This window comes from Gluconacetobacter takamatsuzukensis (genome assembly GCF_014174275.1).
Taxonomy (GTDB): domain Bacteria; phylum Pseudomonadota; class Alphaproteobacteria; order Acetobacterales; family Acetobacteraceae; genus Gluconacetobacter; species Gluconacetobacter takamatsuzukensis.
Genome location: NZ_JABEQK010000018.1, coordinates 23128 through 41979, shown reverse-complemented (window position 1 = coordinate 41979; position 18852 = coordinate 23128). Strand labels below are relative to the sequence as shown.

Below are 18852 nucleotides of genomic sequence, written 5' to 3'. Positions count from 1 at the left end.
CGAGCAGATCACCGTCCATGAGAACGAGAGCATCTACCTGCCGCAGGAATGCACCCACCGGATGGAAAATCCGGGCCGCATCCCGCTGGTGCTGATCGAGATCCAGACCGGATCCTATCTGGGCGAGGATGATATCGTCCGCTTCGAGGATACTTACAACCGGGCCTGACGGCCGCGCTGTCCGGCCCTGTTCGGGGCCGGACGTCGGGGTGGGCTCATCAGGATCACGCGCGGAGCGCGGACGGCGAAACAGGCGAGGCAGTGGACATGAACGATCGATCCCGTTTTCTGGTTACCGGCGGTGCGGGTTATGTGGGCAGCCATGTCGTCGCGGCCTTGCGGGATGCGGGGCACGAGGTGGTCGTATTCGACAATCTGCGCACCGGGCACCGGGAGTCGGTCCCCGATGGCGTGGCGTTTGTCGAAGGCGACCTGGCGGACCGGGCCATGGTCGATTCCATCCTGGCCCGGGGGCCGTGGGATGGCGTGCTGCATTTCGCGGCGCTGTCGCTGGTCGGCGAAAGCATGCAGCATCCGCTGCGCTACATGGAGGCCAATGCGGGGTTGGGCTTTATCCTGATCGATGCCTGTGTGCGCCATGGGGTGAAGCGCTTCGTCTTTTCCTCGACCGCCGCGCTGTTCGGGCAGACCGAGGATGCGCTGATTACCGAGGAGACGCCGATCATTCCCGGATCGCCTTACGGCGAAAGCAAGCATATGGTCGAGCGGGCGCTGCTGTGGGCCGACCGGATTCATGGATTGCGCAGTGCGTGCCTGCGTTATTTCAATGCCGCCGGGGCCGATCCGGATGGGCGGATCGGGGAGGATCATCGCCCGGAGACGCATCTGATTCCGCTGGTGATCGATGCGGCGCTGGGGCGCCGGGATGCGCTGCACCTGTTCGGCGACGATTACCCGACGCCGGACGGGACCTGCATCCGCGACTATATCCATGTCACGGACCTGGCCGATGCCCATCTGGCGGCGCTGGAGGCCATTCATGAGCGCAGCGTGGTCTATAATGTCGGCACCGGGGTCGGTCATTCGAACATGGAGGTGATTCGCAGCGTCGAGCGGGTGACGGGGCGGGTGGTGCCGTGGCATCTGGCCCCCCGGCGCCCGGGGGACCCGGCCCGGCTGGTGGCGGGGGCGGACCGGCTGCGGCGGGAAACCGGGTGGACGCCGCGCTTCACGGCGCTCGACGAGATCGTGGAGACGGCCTATCGCTGGCGTCTGGCCCATCCGCACGGCTATGGCGCCGCCGGCGACGCGTGACGATGCGTGCCCCGTATGGTCCGCTGCGGGGCGGGCGCCGATTTTCGACCGTCTGCCGGCCCGACCGTGTGTTGCGCGCCTTTTGGGAGCGGGGGCAGGTGTGATTTCCTCTTTGGGGAGCGTTCGGCTACGCAGGGGAAGCACATCCTGGGAGAGACGGCATGAAACTGAGCGCGCGCAACCAGATCAAGGGCACGGTTACGGCTGTGACCAAGGGCCAGACCACCGGACATGTGACGATCGATGTCGGCGGGGGTGTGGTGATTACCTCGGCCATCACCAACGAGGCGATCGACGATCTGGCCCTGGCGGTGGGTGACGAAGCCTATGCCGTCATCAAGGCATCGGATGTGATGGTGGGCAAATAAAAGTCTGTTCGACGGCGGTGTTATCCCCACATGCCGCGCAGCCGCGCGGCCATGTCGATGCGGACCTGTCTGGCCGCGTCCTGGCGCGTTGCCTCCTCCGGCGTCACGAGCGGCCAGGCGCGGGTTTCGAATAACGGCAGCATGTCCCGGTCGATGAAGCGGGTGCGCGCGGCATACACATGGCGGTCGCCCATGCCGTGCTGCCCGTGGACGTGGAAACGCTGCGGCACGATCAGGTCCAGGGAATCCTTCGCCCGCGTCATGGCGACGTAGAGCAGGCGCCGTTCCTCGTCGATTTCCTCGGTCTCGCCGGTGCCGAGGTCGGAGGGGATGCAGCCGTCGACGGTGTTGAGGACGAAGACGCTCTTCCATTCTTGCCCCTTGGCGGAGTGGATGGTGGAGAGGATGAGGTAATCTTCGTCCAGCAGCGGGACGCCAGCCTGGTCGGAGGTTGCGTCCGGCGGGTCCAGCGTCAGGTCGGTCAGGAAGCGTTCGCGGGAGGGATAGCCGCCGGCGATCTGCTCCAGTTGCAGCAGGTCGGCCAGGCGGGTGGTCGCGTCCTCGTGCAGCCGTTCCAGATGCGGTTCGTACCAATGGCGGATCAGGCCGATTTCGGAGGGCCAGCCGGCGGAGCGGTTGCGCAGGCCCTGCATCGTCTCCACGAACCCGGCCCAGCCTTCGCCCGCGCGGGCCGGGGCTTTGGCCTGCATCAGGGCCGTGATCGGGTCCGGGGCGTCCTGCATGGCGTCCAGCACCCTGCGGGCCGAACTGGGGCCCACGGCGGGCAGCAATTGCATCACCCGGAACCCGGCCACCCGGTCGCGCGGGTTTTCCGCGAAGCGCAGCATGGCCAGCACGTCCTTGACATGCGCGCTGTCGAGAAATTTCAGGCCGCCGAATTTCACGAACGGGATGTTGCGCCGGGTCAGCTCGACTTCCAGCGACCCGCTATGGTGCGAGGCCCGGAACAGCACCGCCTGCTGCTTCAGCACCGTGCCCTGTTCCCGTTCCTCCAGCACGCGTTCGACGATGTAGCGGGCCTGGTCGGCATCGTCCCTGACGCAGACCAGGCGGGGCAGGGCGTCGGATTGCCGGTCGGTCCACAGGTTCTTGGTGAAGCGTTCGGAGGCCTGTTCGATCACCGCGTTGGCGGCGGCGAGGATGGGCCGGCTGGACCGGTAGTTGCGGTCCAGCGTCAGGACGGTGGCGGGGGGTGTGAAGGCGGCGGGAAAATCGAGGATGTTGCGCACTGTCGCGGCCCGGAAGGCATAGATGCTCTGGGCATCGTCGCCGACGACGGTCATGCCGGCGCCGTCGGGCTTCATGCCCAGCAGGATCGTGGCTTGCAGGCGGTTGGTGTCCTGATATTCGTCGACCAGTACATGGTCCCATGTACCGCCGATTTCGGCGGCCAGGACCGGATCGCCCATCATCTGCGCCCAGACCAGCAGCAGGTCGTCGTAATCCAGCACGTTCTGGGCCTGCTTGGCCGCGACATAGGCGCCGAACAGGGTCTTGAGCTGCTCCTGCCATCGCGCGCACCAGGGGTAGTGTTTCAGCAGCACATCGCCCAGCGGCTGTTCCGCGTTGATGACGCGGGAATAGATCGCCAGGCAGGTGCCCTTGGTGGGGAAGCGGCTTTCGGTTTTGGAAAAGCCCAGTTCGTGCCGGACCAGGTTCATCAGGTCGGCGGAATCCTCGCGGTCGTGGATCGAAAAGGCCGGGTCCATGCCGATCTGTTCGGCATGGTCGCGGATGATCCGGGCGCCGATGCCGTGGAACGTGCCGGCCCAGGCCATCGCGTCGGCCATCGCGCCGGCCCTGTCGCCCAGCACCCGGGCGCAGATATTTTCCACCCGGCGGCCCATCTCGGCACTGGCCCGGCGGGAGAAGGTCATCAGCAGGATGCGGCGGGGATCGGCGCCGTTGACGATGAGGTGTGCGACGCGGTGGGCCAGCGTGCTGGTCTTGCCCGATCCGGCCCCGGCGATGACCAGAAGCGGGGCGGCCGGAGGGGCCGCGCCCTGTGCGACGCCGTGCGTCACGGCGGCCCGTTGCGCGTCGTTCAGCCTGTCGAGATATCCGTCGCCCACGATTGCTCCCGTACCCTCCCGAACATCGGGTTGCTGCCCCGATGCGTGTCTACAGTTTTCGCCATGGCGTGGCGCGGATCAATTGTCGCGGGCCGGCCGGAAAATCGTTGACGCCCGTCCTGCCTTGGAACAAATAGAGAACATAATCGCCTGCCCACCGGTTGGGAAGCCCGGGCGGGACGCCATGGATGGATTGTCTTGCCGCATGCCCGAACCCGAACCCCGTCCTGCGCTGGAGGTGCTGCGGGAGCAGATCAGCCGGCTGGAGGGGCGTGCCGGGCGCCGGCGGGCGGTGCTGCCGTTCGGCCTGGCGGAGATCGACGGCCGGTTGCCGGGCGGCGGGCTGGCGCTGGGGGCCCTGCACGAGGTGGCGGGCGGTGGCGGCGATGCCCTGCATGCCGCGGCGGCCGGGCAGTTTGCGGCCGGGATCGCGGCCCGCACGCGGGGGCGGGTGTTGTGGATCGTCACCCGTCGGGATGTGTTTGCGCCGGCCCTGATGCAGGCGGGGCTGTCGGGGCGGCGGGTCATTTATGTGGAGGCCCGGTCGGATGTGGATGTGCTGGCCTGTTTCGAGGAGGGGCTGCGGCATGGCGGGCTGGGGGCGGTGGTGGCCGAAGTGGCGCGGCTGTCGATGACGGCCTCGCGCCGGCTGCAACTGGCGGCCGAGCGTTCGGGCGCGCTGGGCATTGCGATCCGGCGGTGGCGGCGCCCGGCCGGGGCGGCCGATTTCGGCCAGCCCACGGCCAGCGTCACGCGCTGGCGGGTGTCGGTGCTGCCGTCGGTGATGCTGCCGGTGCCCGGGGTGGGGCGGCCGCGCTGGCGGCTGGAGCTGATCCGGGCACGGGCGGGGGATGAAGCCGTTTTTGATGTGGAGGCGTGCGATGGCCAGGGGAGACTTGCCTGCGGCAGGCTTGTCGAGAATCGTCTCGCTCTACCTGCCGTTCTGGCCGACGGACCGGGTGCGGAAGAGGCTGGGCGCCGGCGCGCCCGCGCCTGACGCGCCACTGGCGCTGGTCGGCCGCGCGGGGCGGCGGCGGGTTGTGCTGTCGGTCGATCCTGCCGCCCGCCGGGTGGGGCTGCGGCCCGGTACGCCGGTGGCCAAGGCGCAGGCGCTCCACCCCGGCCTGACCGTCATGGATGCCGACCCGCAGGGCGACCGCGAGGGGCTGGAGAAGCTGGCCCTGTGGTTTCAGCAGCGCATCGCCCCCATCGTCGCCCCCGATCCGCCGGATGGCATCGTGCTGGATACGACCGGGGCCGATCATCTGCATGGCGGCGAGCAGGCCATGCTGGCGGCGATGGTGCAGCGGCTGCGGGACACCGGGATTGCCGCCCGCGCGGCCGTTGCCGATACGCTGGGGGCCGCCCATGCGCTGGCGCGCCATGGCCGGGCGCGGATGCTGGTCGTGCCACCCGGCGGCGCGGTTGCCGCGATGGCGGAGCTGCCCGTCGCGGCCCTGCGCCTGCCCGATGACATCGTCGATGGGTTGCAGGCGCTGGGCGTGTCGCGCATCAGCCCGCTGGCCGGCATGCCGCGCGCGCCGCTGGCCCTGCGTTTCGGGCCCGAGGTTGCGCGCAGGCTTGACCAGGCATTCGGGCGGGTGGGCGAGGCCATTGTGCCGCTCCGCCCCGTGGAGCCGGTGGAGGTCGGACGGAATTTCGCCGAACCGATCGGGGCCGCCGAGACGATTGCGCGCATGATCGGCACGCTGGTGCCGCCGCTCTGCCGGATGCTGGAGGAGCGCGGGCAGGGCGGCCGGTGTTTCGACCTGCTGCTGCACCGTGTGGACAGCCGGGCCGAGGCGGTGCGGGTCGCGACCGGCCGGCCGGTGCGGGATGCCGGGCGGGTGAACCGGCTGCTGTGCGAGAAGATCGAGACCATCGACCCCGGTTTCGGGATCGAGCGGATGGTGCTGACGGCCTCGTGGACCGAGCCGATGGGCATGCGCCAGGCCGTGTCGTTGCTGGGCGAGGCGGAGGAGCCCGATATTTCGGACCTGGTCGACATCCTGGCCAATCGGGTCGGCACGCAGGCGCTCTATCGCCTGGCGCCGGTGGAAAGCGATATGCCCGAACGGGCCTGCTGCCGGGTGCCGGCCCTGGCGCCGGATGAGACGAAGGAATGGCCGGATCGCTGGCCGCGCCCGATGCGCCTGCTGCCCCGACCGGAGCCCGTGCAGGCCATGGCCGAACTGCCGGACCAGCCGCCGGTGTTTTTTATCTGGCGCGGTGTGCGGCGGAAGGTGCGATGCGCCGATGGGCCGGAGCGGGTGTTCGGCGAATGGTGGAAGGAGGATGCCGAGTGGACCACCGCCCGCGACTATTTCCGGGTGGAGGATATATCGGGCGCGCGGTTCTGGATCTATCGGGCCGGCGACGGGGAACATGGCGAGACCGGGTCGCAGGGCTGGTTCCTGCATGGGATCTTCGGATGACCCGCTATGCCGAATTGCAGGTGACGAGCTATTTTTCGTTCCTGCGCGGGGTGTCCTCGCCGGCCGAGCTGTTCCGGCAGGCACGGGCGCTGGGCATCGGGGCGCTGGGGCTGTGCGACCGGAATACGCTGGCGGGCATGGTGCAGGCCCATGTGGCGGCGAAGGAGGCCGGGGTCCGGCTGGTGGTGGGCTGTCGGCTCGACCTGGCCGATTTTCCGCCCGTGCTGGTCTATCCGGTCGATCGGGCCGGCTATGGCCGGCTGTGCCGCCTGCTGAGCATCGGCAAGGCGCGGGCGGGGAAGGGCAGGTGCCATCTGCTGTGGGAGGATCTGGTGGCATGGGGGGCGGGGCTGCTCGCCGTTCTGCTGCCCGATATGGCCGATGAGGGCTGCGCGTTGCATCTGCGCATGCTGAAGGCGGCGTTTGGGGACCGGGCCTATCTGGCGCTGACGCTGCGGCGGCGGCCCAACGACCAGATGCGGCTGCATGAACTGGCGGGGCTGGCGCAACAGGCGCGGGTGCCGACGGTGGCGACCAACGACGTGCTGTTTCATGCCCATGACCGGCGCATCTTGCAGGATGTCGTGACCTGCATCCGGCATAATACCACCATCGACGATGCCGGTTTTGCGCGCGAGCGCCATGCCGATCGCTACCTCAAGCCGCCCGGGGAGATGGCGCGCCTGTTCGGACGCTATCCGGAGGCGGTGGGCCGCACGGTCGAGATCGTGGAACGCTGTGTCTTCAACCTCGACGATCTTGCCTATCAATATCCCGACGAGGTGTCGGTGCCGGGCCAGACCCCGCAGCAGGCGCTGGAGGCGCTGACCTGGGAGGGGGCTGGAAAATTCTATCCCGAGGGGATTCCCGATGCGGTCGGGAAAACCCTGGCCCATGAACTGGTCCTGATCGGGCGGATGCAGTACGCGCCCTATTTCCTGACCGTGAACAGCATCGTCCGCCATGCGCGTTCCCGGGATATTCTGTGCCAGGGGCGGGGGTCGGCGGCCAATAGTGCGGTCTGCTACGTGCTGGGCATCACCGCCATCGACCCGGCGCGCAATGCGCTGCTGTTCGAGCGGTTCGTCTCCGAAGCGCGGCGCGAGCCGCCGGATATCGACGTCGATTTCGAGCATGCGCGACGCGAGGAGGTGATCCAGTGGGTCTACGGCCATTATGGCCGCGATCGGGCGGCCCTGACGGCGGTGGTGATCCGCTATCGCGCCAAGGGGGCATTGCGCGATGTGGGCAGGGTCATGGGCCTGCCCGAGGACCTGATCCGCACATTGTCCGGGCTGATCTGGGGCTGGTCGCAGAATGCGGACCCCGGGCAGTTCAGGGATAGCGGCATCGACCTTGCCGACCGGCGCATCCGGCTGACGCTGGACCTGGCGTGCGAGCTGATCGGCGTGCCGCGCCACCTGTCGCAGCATCCGGGGGGCTTCGTGCTGACCCATGACCGGCTGGACGAGCTGGTGCCGGTCGAGCCGGCGGCGATGGACGACCGGCAGATCATCGAATGGGACAAGGACGATATCGATGTCCTGAAATTCATGAAGGTCGATTGCCTTGCCCTGGGCATGCTGACCTGCATGAAGAAGGGGCTCGACCTTCTGGCCGAGCATAAGGGGGAGCATTTCACGCTTGCCACCATCCCGGCCGAGGATCCGGGCACGTATGACATGATCTGCAAGGCGGATACGATCGGGGTGTTCCAGATCGAATCCCGCGCCCAGATGTCCATGCTGCCGCGCCTGAAGCCGCGTAAATTCTACGATCTGGTGATCGAGGTTGCCATCGTCCGTCCGGGGCCGATCCAGGGCGACATGGTGCATCCCTATCTTCGTCGTCGGGAGAAGCTGGAAGAGGAGGAATATCCGACGCCGGAGCTGGAGAATGTTCTGAAAAAGACGCTGGGTATCCCGCTGTTTCAGGAACAGGCGATGCAGGTGGCGATGGTCTGTGCCGATTTTTCGGCGTCGGAGGCGGACCAGTTGCGGCGGGCCATGGCGACCTTCAAGCATACCGGCAACATGTCGCAGTTCCAGACCCGGCTGATCGAGGGGATGAAGCGGAAGAACTATCCCGAGGCGTTTGCGCAGCGGATCTACCAGCAGCTGGAAGGGTTCGGGTCCTACGGTTTCCCCGAGAGCCATGCGGCCAGTTTCGCGATCCTTGCCTATTCCTCATCATGGATGAAATACAAACATCCCGATGTGTTCCTGGCGGCGCTGCTCAATTCCCAGCCGATGGGGTTCTATGCCCCGGCCCAGCTGGTGCGGGATGCCAGGGAGCATGGCGTCGTGGTGCGGCCGGTCTGCGTCAATGCCTCGCGCTGGGACAGCACGCTGGAAGGACCGGCTGCGCCGGATGGGCGTCTTGCCGTCCGGCTGGGCATGAATCTGGTCAAGGGGCTTGCCAATGAGGATGGGGCCGGCATCGTCGCGGCGCGGGGGGAGCGGCCTTTTGCCTCCGTCGACGATCTGTGGCGCAGGGCCGGGGTGAAGGTGGCGGCGCTGACGCATCTGGCCGAGGCGGATGCGTTCCGGCCCGGCCTTGGCCTGGCGCGGCGGGAGGCGCTGTGGGCGATCAGGGCGCTGCGGGACGAGCCGCTGCCGCTGTTTGCCGCGGCCCTGGTCGCGCGGGAGGCCGACGAGCCCGCGGTGCTGCTGCAGCCCATGCGCGAGGGGGCCGAGGTGGCGCGGGATTATAACAGGCTGGGCCTGAGCCTGCGCGACCACCCGGTTGCCTTTCTGCGGGAGGATCTGCGCCGGATGGGCATCGTGTCGTGCCGGCAGGCCGCCGAGGCCAGGGATGGTCGGCGCCTGACGGCGGCCGGGCTGGTATTGGTGCGCCAGCGCCCCGGTTCGGCCGAAGGGGTGGTGTTTCTGACGCTGGAGGATGAGACCCGGGCGCTGAACGTCATCATATGGCGCGATCTGTTCGAGACATATCGCAGGCGGGTCATGTCGGGGGAGATGCTGGCCGTCATGGGCAATGTGCAGAAGGAAGGGGATGTCGTGCATCTGGTGGCACGGGAGATTACGGATCTTTCCGGTCTGCTGGCCGATGTTGGAAACCGGGGGACGGGGGTGGCCGACAGCGGGTGTGAGGCTGAAAGGGTGCTTGTGAAAGCGAGGAATTTTCATTAGCGGAAGGTTTCTTCTTTTTCTGAAGAAAAAGAAGCAAAAAGACTTTTTGATCCGTTCAGGGACGTCGTGTGTCCCCAGCACAAAACTCCTGAACGAATCAAAGTTTTTTGGTTCTTTTTTTCAAAAAAGAACGAAGACGCTTGCCCCTGTGGATCGCGGGGCCACCCGTTCAGAAAGGCGAAGGGCCACCGGCGTCCGGGTCGGGCTCCTGCTCGTCTATCGACAGAACGGCCTGTTCCCGGCTTGAGAAGGGGCCGGCCAGGAGGATGGTGGTGCCGTCCATGAGGTACCATCCGTTTTCGCGGGGGGCGGTGGGGTCGGTTCTGTCGTCGAGGTAGATCGCGATCATTCGGGAGCCTCCTTCATGAGCGACCGGCCCGGAGCCCGCCGGTCAGGTCTGGTCTTTCAGGGCCTTTTCCTCGTCCTGCCGGGTGGCGAAGGGGGTTTCCCGCTTGTTGTCCAGTTCGTTCATGTAGCCGCCGGGATTGCCCAGATTCTCTTCCAGGAATGCCTCTTCGATGGGCTGGCCGTTGGCGTCGAGGGGGACGGGGGAGTCGACGGGGATCTGCCCGGCATCGGCATTGAGTTCCATCCCGATCAGGTCGGACGCGGCTTCCTTGTAGGCTTCGGGGCCGGAGGCGGGCTTGCCGTCGGCAATCCACATTTCCTTGGCCTTGGCGAGAATGCGGGCGTCTCTCTCGGGGGAGGATTCCAGGGGGTTTTCCATTGCGATTATCCTCGTGAGGGCCTGTGGCGGGGTCTGTCCGGTCCGGCGGAGTGCGGCTGGCTTCTGTCGGGGTAAAACGTCCCATGCCCGCATCCGTTGCCCGCGCCCGTTGGGGCGCGGGCCGGAGGATCAGGCGGCGGGCTGGGCGGGTTGCTCGATGGCGACGGTGGCCTCGCTGGTCAGGACGCGGAAGACGAAGCTTTCCTGCAGATAGAGTTCGACCGCGTCGGCGGAGTGGGACAGGTAGCCGATGGAAAAATCCTGCCCGATTTCAAGCGCCAGGTCGCCGCCGCGCATCGAGACGACGAATGCGCCCTCGATGGCCGGTGCCCAGATGATCTTTCCGTCGATCATGCTCTCGATATGCTTGAGGACGGGGTAGCCGTCATCGTCGCCGCCGCTGACATTGGCGAAAGCCTGGGCGCCGAGGACCACCGAATAGGGGCCGTTCACGCCGGCCAGGCGCAATGTGCTGAGCGCTTCGGCGATGGTGTGGGAGTAGTCCTTGGCCTGGGCGGGGAGCTTGAGATGGACATTCGACGTGCCGTTGCGGATGCCGGGGATGCCGGCCGCCGCATAGCCGTCGAAGATCGCGCGGTCTTCGGCGAAGGCGATCTGCCTGGCCGCGTCCTTGACCGGCTGCCAGTCGGAATCCAGCGAGCCGCGCTCGACGGCATCGATTTCCGTGCGCAGCAGGGTGAAGGGCACGCGCAGTTCGACCAGCGGCAGGACCTCGCGCCGCAGGGCGCGGATGCCGTTGCCGGGGGCGTCGATCAGCGTGCCGCGCCCGGTGCCCACGCCCGCGAAGGCCGTCCCCTTGGGTTCCGACGTATCGACGACGCGGCGGCCGGCGAGGTGGCGGCGGATGGTGCGTGACGCCTCTTCCTCGATCTGTGCCCAGGCCGCGCTGGAGATGGGGGCGAGATGCTTGTGGAGATTGTTCATGTCGGGTTTCCTTCCTTCAGGGAGCCGATGCCGAGCGAGCCGTCGCGCGGGCCGGTGCCTTGCCGATCGGTGGAGGAGTCAGGGGCGGCCGGGCCGTCCGGTTGGGGGGAAGCGGGCGCCGGGGCGTCGATGTCCGGCGCATTATCGAGGAATTCGCCGGTGGGAATGAAGAACAGGGCGCCGGTGACGGCGGTGCTGACATCGAGGAGCCGGTCGTAATTGCCAGGCGGCTTGCCGATGAACATGTTCCGCAGCATCTGCTCGGTGCGGGCGGGAGAGCGCGCATAGCCGATGAAATAGGTGCCGAATTCGCCCTTGCCCACTTCGCCGAAGGGCATGTTGTCGCGCACGATCTGGAGTTGCTGCCCGTTTTCCTCGATATTGGTGAGGACGTTATGGGCATAGCTGGGCTTGGCCGCGTCGGCGAGTTCGATATCCGATACTTTCCGGCGGCCGATGATATGTTCCTGCACTTCGGTCGGGATGGCGTCCCATTTCTTGAGGTCATGCAGGTATTTCTGGACGATGACGTAGCTGCCGCCGGCAAAGGCGGGGTCTTCGTCGCCCACGATGGCCGCGTCGATCGCGACCTGTCCGGACGGGTTTTCGGTGCCGTCAACGAAGCCGAGGAGGTCGCGCTCGTCGAAATATTTGAATCCGTGGACTTCATCGACGATCGTCGCGGCGCCTTCCAGCCGGGAGACGATGGCGGCCGCGAGTTCGAAACAGAGGTCCATCCGCGTCGCGCGGATGTGGAAGAGCAGGTCGCCCGGCGTGGCGGGGGCGTGGTGCACGCCCTGGATTTCCTGGAACGGGTGGAGGTCGCGGGGGCGGGGGGTGCCGAAGAGTTGATCCCAGGCGTTCGAACCGATGCCCGTGATGCAGCTTAATCTTCCGTCGGGGATTCTGAATCCGACGCCGCGGACCAGAGAGGAGAGATCTCCCAGAAGGTCGCGGACCTGCGCGTTGATCGAAACATGCTCGCTTAATGTCGCGACAAGGAAAATGGCTGCCTGGGTCAGCTTCGTACCAACGGGTTGCGGTGTGGCCAACGGATTGAAACTCCCTGCGGACGGGCTCGTATAACGATCACGGACGGTCAGCATAGGCAGATGACCGTTGATGACAAGATATCGGGATGAGTAAAATAACCAGACTGATCACGAATTGCTCATTCTTATAACCAGTACGCATAATCCCATAAGCAAAAGGTCTTGGACGCCCTGCGATTGGGTGATCTAGCAGGGATGCCGGAGCATCGTGGCCTGGCTGGGGGACCTGTTTTCTGGCGCTGACGCCGATGCTCCGCTTCTAGGAAGGTATTGATGCAGACCGCTCCTGATCTTGCGCTGCTGCTTGCGCGCTTCCAGTTCGCCTTTACCGTGGGCGTTCATATCATCTTCCCGGCCTTTTCCATCGGACTGGCGGCGTATCTGGCCGTTCTGGAAGGGTTGTGGCTGAAGACCGGGCGGCAGGTCTTCCTCGATCTCTATCGCTACTGGATCAAGGCGTTTTCGATCGTCTTCAGCATGGGGGTCGTCTCCGGGCTGGTCATGTCCTACGAATTCGGGACCAACTGGGCGGTCTTCTCCCGGAAAGCCGGGCCGATTACGGGTGTGCTGCTGTCCTACGAGGTGATGACCGCCTTCTTCCTGGAGGCGGGGTTCCTGGGGGTCATGCTGTTCGGCATGAACAAGGTGGGGCGTGGGTTGCATTTTGCCGCCACCTGCTGCGTTTCGGTCGGGACGCTGATTTCGATGACCTGGATCCTGGCCTCGAATTCGTGGATGCAGACGCCGCGCGGCTATACGATCGATCCGGCGACCGGGCGCTTCATGCCCGATGACTGGCTGGCCATCATCTTCAATCCGTCCTTTCCGTTCCGGCTGGTCCATATGGGGCTGGCGGCGTTTCTCTCGGTTGCCTTCGTCGTCGGGGCCACCGGGGCGTGGCATATGCTGAAGGCGCGGCGGGAGGGGGTGATCGCGAGCGAGCCGGTGCGGGTGATGTTCTCCATGGCCATGTGGATGGCCGCGATCGTGGCGCCGCTGCAGATTCTGGCCGGCGATGCGCATGGGCTGAACACGCTGAAATACCAGCCGGTGAAGATCGCCGCGATGGAAGGCGACTGGGAGACCGAGGGGCGGGCGTCGGAGCTTCTGTTCGGCATTCCGAACATGAAGACGGAGCGGACCGATTATGCCGTGAGGGTGCCGCTGCTCGGATCGCTGATCCTGACGCACAGTCTCGACGGCAAGGTGCCGGGGATGAAGGATTTCCCCCGCGACCAGCGGCCGCCGTCGCCGGTCATCTTCTTCTCGTTCCGCATCATGGTCGCGCTGGCCATGCTGATGGCGCTGGTGGGGTTCTGGTCGCTGTGGCTGCGCCGGACCAGTGCCCTGTTTACCAGCCCGGTTTTTCATCGGGTGGCGGTGTGCATGGCGCCCGCCGGGTTCGTCGCGCTGCTGTGCGGCTGGGTGACGACCGAAGTCGGCCGGCAGCCATGGACCGTCTATGGCCTGCTGCGGACGTCGGAGAGTGTTTCGCCGATCGTGCTGTCCAGCATGGCGGTGACGATGACGGCCTTTGTCGTGGTCTATGTGATCGTGTTCGGATCGGGGCTGGGCATTCTGCTCCGCCTGCTGGGGCGCGCGCCGGAAGAGGGCGAGCATGGGGCCAGCCCCAGCCATGCCGCCGACGTGCTGGCGACGCATACGCATCCGGGGATCGCCGGCCCCATTCCCGGTGAAGGAGCCTGAGCCATGATGGATTTCGCGCATTGGCTCCCGATCGTGTGGGCCGTCATCCTGGTGGCCGCGATCACGATCTATGTCATTCTCGACGGGTTCGACCTGGGCATCGGCATGCTGTTTGCGCTGGAGCGCAATCAGGGGCGGCGGGATGTGATGATCAATACCATCGCGCCGGTCTGGGACGGGAACGAGACGTGGATGGTTCTGGGGGGTGCCGTGCTCTACGGTGTTTTTCCAGGGGCGTATGCCACGCTGCTGCCGGCCCTCTACCTGCCGATCGTGCTGATGCTGCTGGCCCTGATCTTTCGCGGCGTGTCGTTCGAATTCCGCATCATGACGCGGGGAACCGCGCGTGAGGGATTGTGGGAAGTGGGGTTCATGGCCGGATCGGGCATCGCCGCCTTCAGCCAGGGGGCGATCCTGGGTGGCGTGATCCAGGGCATTGCGGTGACTGACGGGGCGTTCACCGGCGGGGCACTGGACTGGCTGACGCCGTTCAGCGTGCTGTGCGGGCTGGCGGTCATGTGCGGATATGCCCTGCTTGGCGCGACCTGGCTTGTGTGGCGGACGACCGATGTGCTGGAGGCGTCCTGCCGCAAATGGGCCGCGTGGCTGGCGGTCGGGCTGTTCGTGGGGATCGTGGCGGTCAGCCTTTGGACGCCGCTGCTGCATGCGCCCTATCTCCGGCGCTGGACCGACTGGCCGAACATCCTCTTCGTCGCGCCGGTGCCCGTGCTGGTCGTCGTGCTGGGTGTGCTGCTGGCCGCGGGGCTGCGTCGCGGCCATTCGAAGGGGCCGTTCCTGTGTGCGCTCGGCTGGTTCTTCCTGTGCCTGTCGGGCCTCGGGATTACGGTGTGGCCCTATGCCGTGCCGCCCAGCCTGACGCTGTGGGATGTGTCGTCGCCGCCGTCGAGCCAGTTCTTCCAGCTTGTCGGCACTGCCATCCTGCTGCCGATCATCCTGACCTACACGATTTACTCCTACCGCGTGTTCCGCGGGAAAGTGACGGAAGCCGATGGCTATCACTGAGATCGTCAAGGGAAACGGGGATGATGCGCCCAAGCGCCTTGGCGTTCGGATCGGGTGGTTCGTGGGCATCTGGGCGCTCGGCACCGCGGCGCTTTTCGTGGTGGCGATGCTGCTTCACCTGATTATTCCCAAATGACGGGCGGCGCTTTCGTGTCTTTTTGACGGATTGCAGGGATTCTGGACCGGGTTCGATGATTTTTGACTTTGAGAGTGATTTCGCGGGTTCGCTGCGCTGCATCCCGATGATTGCGCGGCAGAAGCTCGATATCGCCGGCATAAAGCTGAGCCTGCGGCAATGGAGCCGGTTTTCGCGCGAAGAGCGGGGGCAGCTTGCCGACCTGCCGTGCGAGACGGTCGCGGATCAGGAGGCCTATCGGGCCCTGGTCCTGCATCTGATCGCGGTGCGCAGCGATGAGCCGCCGCGCCATCTTGCTGTCAATGGCTTCGACGACTGGCGGGAGGCCGATCGGATGCCCGAGGCCGTGCGGATACAGGCCGAGGCGGACGGCGTGGCGCCGCCGACGCCGGCGCAATGGGCAAGATTGACCCCGTTGCAGCGTTTTGCGCTGATAAAACTTGCGCGCTCGCAACATGAGAACGAAAATTTCGTGCCGGCCATGAAAGAATTCGGCGTCCTGTGACGGACGAGGGATGCCCGGCTGCGGCCACAGGAGGTTGATACCATGAGCAAAGAAAAGCCGTCCGAGTTCAAGCCCTATCATCATCCGGCCGGCGGTTGGGGGGCGGCGGGGGCGACCGCGAAAGTGCTGATGGAGCAGAGCGTGCTCGTCAAGGGTTCGCGCGGGTTGCTGGCCATGAACCAGCCGGGCGGCTTCAAATGCCCGAGCTGCGCGTTTCCGGACCCCGATCATCGCAAGACGCTGGAATTCTGCGAGAACGGGGCCAAGGCTCTGGCGCATGAGGCGACGAAGGCGCGGGTGACGCGCGAATTCTTCGACCGGCATACCGTCACCGAACTGATGCAGAAGAGCGATTACTGGCTGGAGATGCAGGGGCGCCTGACGGAGCCGATGCGGTATGATGCCGCGACCGACAAATATGTGCCGGTTGCCTGGGATGACGCGTTTGCGATGATCGGCCGGCATTTGCAGGCGCTCGACAGCCCGCATCAGGCGGAATTCTATACGTCGGGGCGTACGGCCAACGAAACGGCTTTTCTCTATTCGATCTTCGTGCGCGAATTCGGCACCAATAATTTCCCCGACTGTTCGAACATGTGCCATGAGCCGACCAGCCGGGGGTTGCCGGCCTCGATCGGGATCGGCAAGGGCACGATCGTCATGTCGGATTTCGAGCATGCCGAGGCGATCTTTGTCATCGGGCAGAATACGGGCACCAATTCGCCGCGCATGATGACGAACCTGGTGGAGGCGCGGAAGCGCGGCGTGCCGATCGTGCTGATCAACCCGATGCCGGAACGTGCGCTGATCCGCTTTACCGAGCCGCAGGACATGCTCCAGATGGCGACGTTCGGCTCTACCCCGATTTCCAGCGAATTCGTGCATGTGCGGATCGGCGGCGATCTGGCCATCTTCAAGGGGATGATGCGGGCGCTCTTCGAGGCTGAGGAGCAGGGTGAGCATGTGCTCGACACGGATTTCATCGAGCGCCATACGGCCGGCCTGGCGGCGTTGCGGGATGATGTGATGGGCTGTTCGTGGGCGGACATCACCCGGATCTCGGGCGTGCCGGAGGAGCAGATCCGGCGGATCGCGGAGATCTACAAGCGGTCGAAGGCGACGATCATCTGCTACGGCATGGGCCTGACGCAGCATCAGGAAGGGTCGCGCCTGTTGCAGCAGGTGGCGAACCTGCTGCTGCTGCGCGGCAATTTCGGCAGGCCAGGTGCGGGGATCGCGCCGATCCGTGGCCATTCCAACGTGCAGGGCGATCGCACGGTCGGTATCGACGAGAAGCCGACGCAGCAATATCTGGATCGTGTCCGCGATGCCTTCGGCTTCGAGCCGCCGCGCGAGCATGGCCACCATGTGCTTGAGGCGCTGGAGGCCATGGAAGCGGGAACCGCCAAGGTGTTTATCGGCATGGGCGGGAATTTCATCCGGGCTGTTCCGGATACCGACCGGTCCTATGCCGCGATGCAGAAGCTCGACCTGACGGTCGGGATTGCGACGAAGCTCAATCGTGGGCATCTGGTGCACGGCAAGGACGCGCTGATCCTGCCGGTGGTGGCGCGTTCGGAGATTATCCGCACCGAGGCGGGCGAGCAGTTCGTGACCATCGAGGATGCGATGGCGAACGTGACGGCCTCGCGTGGTGTGTTCGAGCCCGTGACCGAGCATGTGCGGCCGGAGACGGAGATTGTCTGCCGGATGGCGATCGCCGCGCTGCCGCATTCGAAGACGCCGTGGGCGCGCTATATGGTCGATTACACGCCGATCCGCGACAAGATCGCGGAGGTATATCCGGAGATCTATTCGGATTTTTCGGAGAAGATCAAGAATCCGCGGGGATTTCACCTCGATATCCCGCCGCGTCGGCTGGTGTGGAAGACGCCGAACGGCAAGGCGAATTTCCTGGTGCTGCCGGGGCTGGAGGTGAATGCCACGATCGGCGACCCCGCGATGCTGCGTCTGGCGACCATCCGGTCGCATGATCAGTACAACACCACCATCTACAGCAATAGCGACCGCTATCGCGGGGTCTATAACAATCGCCTCGTGATCTTCATGAACAAGGAGGACATGAAGGATCGCGGGTTGGAAAATGGAGCGGTGATCGGGTTGGAGACCTATAGCGATGACGGGCTGCGGCGCTATGTCGACGGGTTGACCGTGATCGACTATCCGATGTCGCGGGGTGCCATTGCGGGCTATTATCCGGAGCTCAACCCACTGCTGCCGCTAGATTATTTCGACGAGATCAGCGGAACGCCGGCTGCGAAGTCCATTCCTGTCAAGGTTGTGGAGAGTGTTGCCTCGGCAGCGCCGATCAGGATTGCCGGGTAACGTGCCAGCCATTCTCGTGGGGTGAAAATCTTCTGATGGACAGGGATGGGCCGGTGGTGGACCGGCGCGGGCGCCCGATGCGGGATCTGCGGATCTCGGTGATGGATCGGTGCAACTTCCGGTGCCCGTACTGCATGCCGGAAGCGACCTATCATGAGGGATTCCGCTTTCTGGCGCCTCGCGAGCGGCTGGATTTCGACGAGATCGTGCGGGTTGCGCGGGCGGCGGCGGCATTGGGCGTGACCAAGCTGCGCCTGACGGGGGGCGAGCCGCTTCTGCGCCCCGGCCTGCCCGACCTGGTGGCGCGGCTGGTGCGGGTGCCGGGGATCGAGGATGTCGCGTTGACCACCAACGGCGTGCTGCTGGCGCGGTCGGTCGCGGCCCTGCATGCGGCGGGGCTGCATCGGGCGACGGTGAGCCTCGATAGTCTCGATGCGGCCGTGTTTGCCCGGATGAGCGGGGGGCGTGCCGAACTGGAGACCGTGCTCGAAGGGATCGCGGCTGCGCGGGAGATCGGATTTCCGGGTGGGGTGAAGATCAATGCCGTCATCCAGCGGGGCGTGAACGATGACGGTATCCTGGAGCTGGCGGGGCGCTTTCGCGACACGGGGATCGTGGTGCGGTTCATCGAATATATGGATGTGGGAACCCGCAATGGCTGGGAACGCGGCGATGTGGTGCCGTCGCGCGAGGTGCTGGCGCGGATCGACGCGCGCTGGCCGCTGATCGCCCTGTCGCCGAACTATCGCGGCGAGGTGGCGCGGCGCTATCGCTATGTCGATGCGGGAGGCGAGATCGGATTCGTGTCCTCGGTCAGTGCGCCGTTCTGCGGGGATTGTTCGCGGGCGCGCCTGTCCTCCGACGGGAGGCTCTATACGTGCCTCTTTGCGACTGAGGGGACGGATCTGCGCGCGATCCTGCGGGATGGCGGGGACGATACGAAGCTGCGCGAGGCGCTGTCGGGCATATGGCGCGGCCGTCAGGATCGCTACAGCGAGGAACGCGCCATGCCGCGCGGCTGCTCGGCCGTGGAGGGCCGTGCGCGGTCGGCGGAAAAAATCGAAATGCATTATATCGGAGGCTGACCG

General features: G+C 65.7%; 16 protein-coding genes and 1 pseudogene. 12 read left to right on the top strand and 5 right to left on the bottom strand.

All coding sequences use genetic code 11. The features are described 5' to 3' along the window. The 3 genes and pseudogenes from cpsB to HLH27_RS16315 all read left to right on the top strand — a co-directional run. Nucleotides 1-169: pseudogene (gene cpsB, locus HLH27_RS16325) on the top strand (mannose-1-phosphate guanylyltransferase/mannose-6-phosphate isomerase); the annotation flags it as partial. 98 nt (nucleotides 170-267) lie between these two features. Beyond that, entirely contained in the window at nucleotides 268-1275 is a 1008-nt protein-coding gene (gene galE, locus HLH27_RS16320; RefSeq protein WP_182951105.1) for a UDP-glucose 4-epimerase GalE, read from the top strand. Nucleotides 1276-1436: 161 nt separating this feature from the next. Then, on the top strand, nucleotides 1437-1643 hold the full coding sequence (locus tag HLH27_RS16315) for a TOBE domain-containing protein (protein ID WP_182951104.1): 207 nt from the start codon (nucleotides 1437-1439) through the stop codon (nucleotides 1641-1643). A gap of 20 nt (nucleotides 1644-1663) precedes the next feature. Here the strand turns inward: HLH27_RS16315 and HLH27_RS16310 are convergent, their stop codons facing one another. After that, nucleotides 1664-3736, bottom strand: coding sequence for a UvrD-helicase domain-containing protein (locus HLH27_RS16310; protein ID WP_182951103.1), 2073 nt, complete (start codon nucleotides 3734-3736; stop codon nucleotides 1664-1666). Nucleotides 3737-3941: 205 nt separating this feature from the next. Between HLH27_RS16310 and HLH27_RS16305 the strand changes: the two genes are divergently transcribed. The 3 genes from HLH27_RS16305 to HLH27_RS16295 are packed head-to-tail and all read left to right on the top strand — an operon-like array spanning nucleotide 3942 to nucleotide 9323. Next, complete coding sequence (locus HLH27_RS16305; RefSeq protein ID WP_182951102.1) at nucleotides 3942-4733, top strand: ImuA family protein; 792 nt, start codon at nucleotides 3942-3944, stop codon at nucleotides 4731-4733. Next, complete coding sequence (locus HLH27_RS16300) at nucleotides 4657-6171, top strand: Y-family DNA polymerase (protein ID WP_456305496.1); 1515 nt, start codon at nucleotides 4657-4659, stop codon at nucleotides 6169-6171. Before HLH27_RS16305 ends, HLH27_RS16300 begins: the two co-directional genes overlap by 77 nt. After that, nucleotides 6168-9323, top strand: a complete 3156-nt coding sequence (locus HLH27_RS16295) for an error-prone DNA polymerase (RefSeq protein WP_182951100.1) — start codon at nucleotides 6168-6170, stop codon at nucleotides 9321-9323. The genes HLH27_RS16300 and HLH27_RS16295 overlap by 4 nt, the downstream gene beginning before the upstream one ends. 169 nt (nucleotides 9324-9492) lie before the next feature. On the opposite strand, the gene HLH27_RS16290 is transcribed toward HLH27_RS16295, so the two are convergent. The 4 genes from HLH27_RS16290 to HLH27_RS16275 form a co-directional block, all read right to left on the bottom strand. Beyond that, complete coding sequence (locus HLH27_RS16290; RefSeq protein ID WP_182951099.1) at nucleotides 9493-9672, bottom strand: hypothetical protein; 180 nt, start codon at nucleotides 9670-9672, stop codon at nucleotides 9493-9495. Between the two features lie 42 nt (nucleotides 9673-9714). Next, on the bottom strand, nucleotides 9715-10050 hold the full coding sequence (locus HLH27_RS16285; protein ID WP_182951098.1) for a hypothetical protein: 336 nt from the start codon (nucleotides 10048-10050) through the stop codon (nucleotides 9715-9717). A 129-nt stretch (nucleotides 10051-10179) separates the two neighbouring features. Beyond that, nucleotides 10180-10995, bottom strand: coding sequence for a family 1 encapsulin nanocompartment shell protein (locus HLH27_RS16280; protein ID WP_182951097.1), 816 nt, complete (start codon nucleotides 10993-10995; stop codon nucleotides 10180-10182). Continuing rightward, a complete protein-coding gene (locus tag HLH27_RS16275) occupies nucleotides 10992-12047 on the bottom strand; it encodes a Dyp-type peroxidase (RefSeq protein WP_182951096.1) in 1056 nt (351 codons plus the stop codon). The genes HLH27_RS16280 and HLH27_RS16275 overlap by 4 nt, the downstream gene beginning before the upstream one ends. Before the next feature lie 273 nt (nucleotides 12048-12320). Between HLH27_RS16275 and HLH27_RS16270 the strand changes: the two genes are divergently transcribed. Genes HLH27_RS16270 through moaA form a run of 6 tightly spaced genes read left to right on the top strand, consistent with a single transcriptional unit; the run spans nucleotide 12321 to nucleotide 18849 of the window. Continuing rightward, nucleotides 12321-13754: a cytochrome ubiquinol oxidase subunit I gene (locus tag HLH27_RS16270; protein WP_182951095.1), complete on the top strand. Its 1434-nt coding sequence runs from the start codon at nucleotides 12321-12323 to the stop codon at nucleotides 13752-13754. Between the two features lie 3 nt (nucleotides 13755-13757). Beyond that, nucleotides 13758-14777 carry a cytochrome d ubiquinol oxidase subunit II gene (gene cydB, locus HLH27_RS16265; protein ID WP_182951094.1) on the top strand — a complete coding sequence of 340 codons (1020 nt, stop codon included), beginning with the start codon at nucleotides 13758-13760 and terminating at the stop codon, nucleotides 14775-14777. Further along, nucleotides 14764-14913, top strand: coding sequence for a DUF2474 domain-containing protein (locus tag HLH27_RS16260; RefSeq protein WP_182951093.1), 150 nt, complete (start codon nucleotides 14764-14766; stop codon nucleotides 14911-14913). Before cydB ends, HLH27_RS16260 begins: the two co-directional genes overlap by 14 nt. A gap of 55 nt (nucleotides 14914-14968) precedes the next feature. After that, nucleotides 14969-15418 (top strand): nitrate reductase associated protein, encoded by a 450-nt coding sequence (locus HLH27_RS16255; RefSeq protein WP_182951107.1) that lies wholly within the window; start codon nucleotides 14969-14971, stop codon nucleotides 15416-15418. Between the two features lie 42 nt (nucleotides 15419-15460). Beyond that, nucleotides 15461-17764 carry an FdhF/YdeP family oxidoreductase gene (locus HLH27_RS16250; protein WP_182951092.1) on the top strand — a complete coding sequence of 768 codons (2304 nt, stop codon included), beginning with the start codon at nucleotides 15461-15463 and terminating at the stop codon, nucleotides 17762-17764. A gap of 35 nt (nucleotides 17765-17799) precedes the next feature. Beyond that, nucleotides 17800-18849 carry a GTP 3',8-cyclase MoaA gene (gene moaA / locus HLH27_RS16245; RefSeq protein ID WP_182951091.1) on the top strand — a complete coding sequence of 350 codons (1050 nt, stop codon included), beginning with the start codon at nucleotides 17800-17802 and terminating at the stop codon, nucleotides 18847-18849. Nucleotides 18850-18852 lie beyond the last annotated feature (3 nt).

What these genes read in the sequence shown, in the direction of transcription:
- HLH27_RS16285 (WP_182951098.1), bottom strand. Translation starts at nt 10,050, where the DNA reads ATGGAAAACCCCCTGGAATCCTCCCCCGAGAGAGACGCCCGCATTCTC.
- HLH27_RS16295 (WP_182951100.1), top strand. Translation starts at nt 6,168, where the DNA reads ATGACCCGCTATGCCGAATTGCAGGTGACGAGCTATTTTTCGTTCCTG.
- HLH27_RS16305 (WP_182951102.1), top strand. Translation starts at nt 3,942, where the DNA reads ATGCCCGAACCCGAACCCCGTCCTGCGCTGGAGGTGCTGCGGGAGCAG.
- HLH27_RS16270 (WP_182951095.1), top strand. Translation starts at nt 12,321, where the DNA reads ATGCAGACCGCTCCTGATCTTGCGCTGCTGCTTGCGCGCTTCCAGTTC.
- cydB (WP_182951094.1), top strand. Translation starts at nt 13,758, where the DNA reads ATGATGGATTTCGCGCATTGGCTCCCGATCGTGTGGGCCGTCATCCTG.
- HLH27_RS16250 (WP_182951092.1), top strand. Translation starts at nt 15,461, where the DNA reads ATGAGCAAAGAAAAGCCGTCCGAGTTCAAGCCCTATCATCATCCGGCC.
- galE (WP_182951105.1), top strand. Translation starts at nt 268, where the DNA reads ATGAACGATCGATCCCGTTTTCTGGTTACCGGCGGTGCGGGTTATGTG.
- HLH27_RS16290 (WP_182951099.1), bottom strand. Translation starts at nt 9,672, where the DNA reads ATGATCGCGATCTACCTCGACGACAGAACCGACCCCACCGCCCCCCGC.
- HLH27_RS16260 (WP_182951093.1), top strand. Translation starts at nt 14,764, where the DNA reads ATGGCTATCACTGAGATCGTCAAGGGAAACGGGGATGATGCGCCCAAG.
- HLH27_RS16255 (WP_182951107.1), top strand. Translation starts at nt 14,969, where the DNA reads ATGATTTTTGACTTTGAGAGTGATTTCGCGGGTTCGCTGCGCTGCATC.
- moaA (WP_182951091.1), top strand. Translation starts at nt 17,800, where the DNA reads ATGGACAGGGATGGGCCGGTGGTGGACCGGCGCGGGCGCCCGATGCGG.
- HLH27_RS16315 (WP_182951104.1), top strand. Translation starts at nt 1,437, where the DNA reads ATGAAACTGAGCGCGCGCAACCAGATCAAGGGCACGGTTACGGCTGTG.
- HLH27_RS16280 (WP_182951097.1), bottom strand. Translation starts at nt 10,995, where the DNA reads ATGAACAATCTCCACAAGCATCTCGCCCCCATCTCCAGCGCGGCCTGG.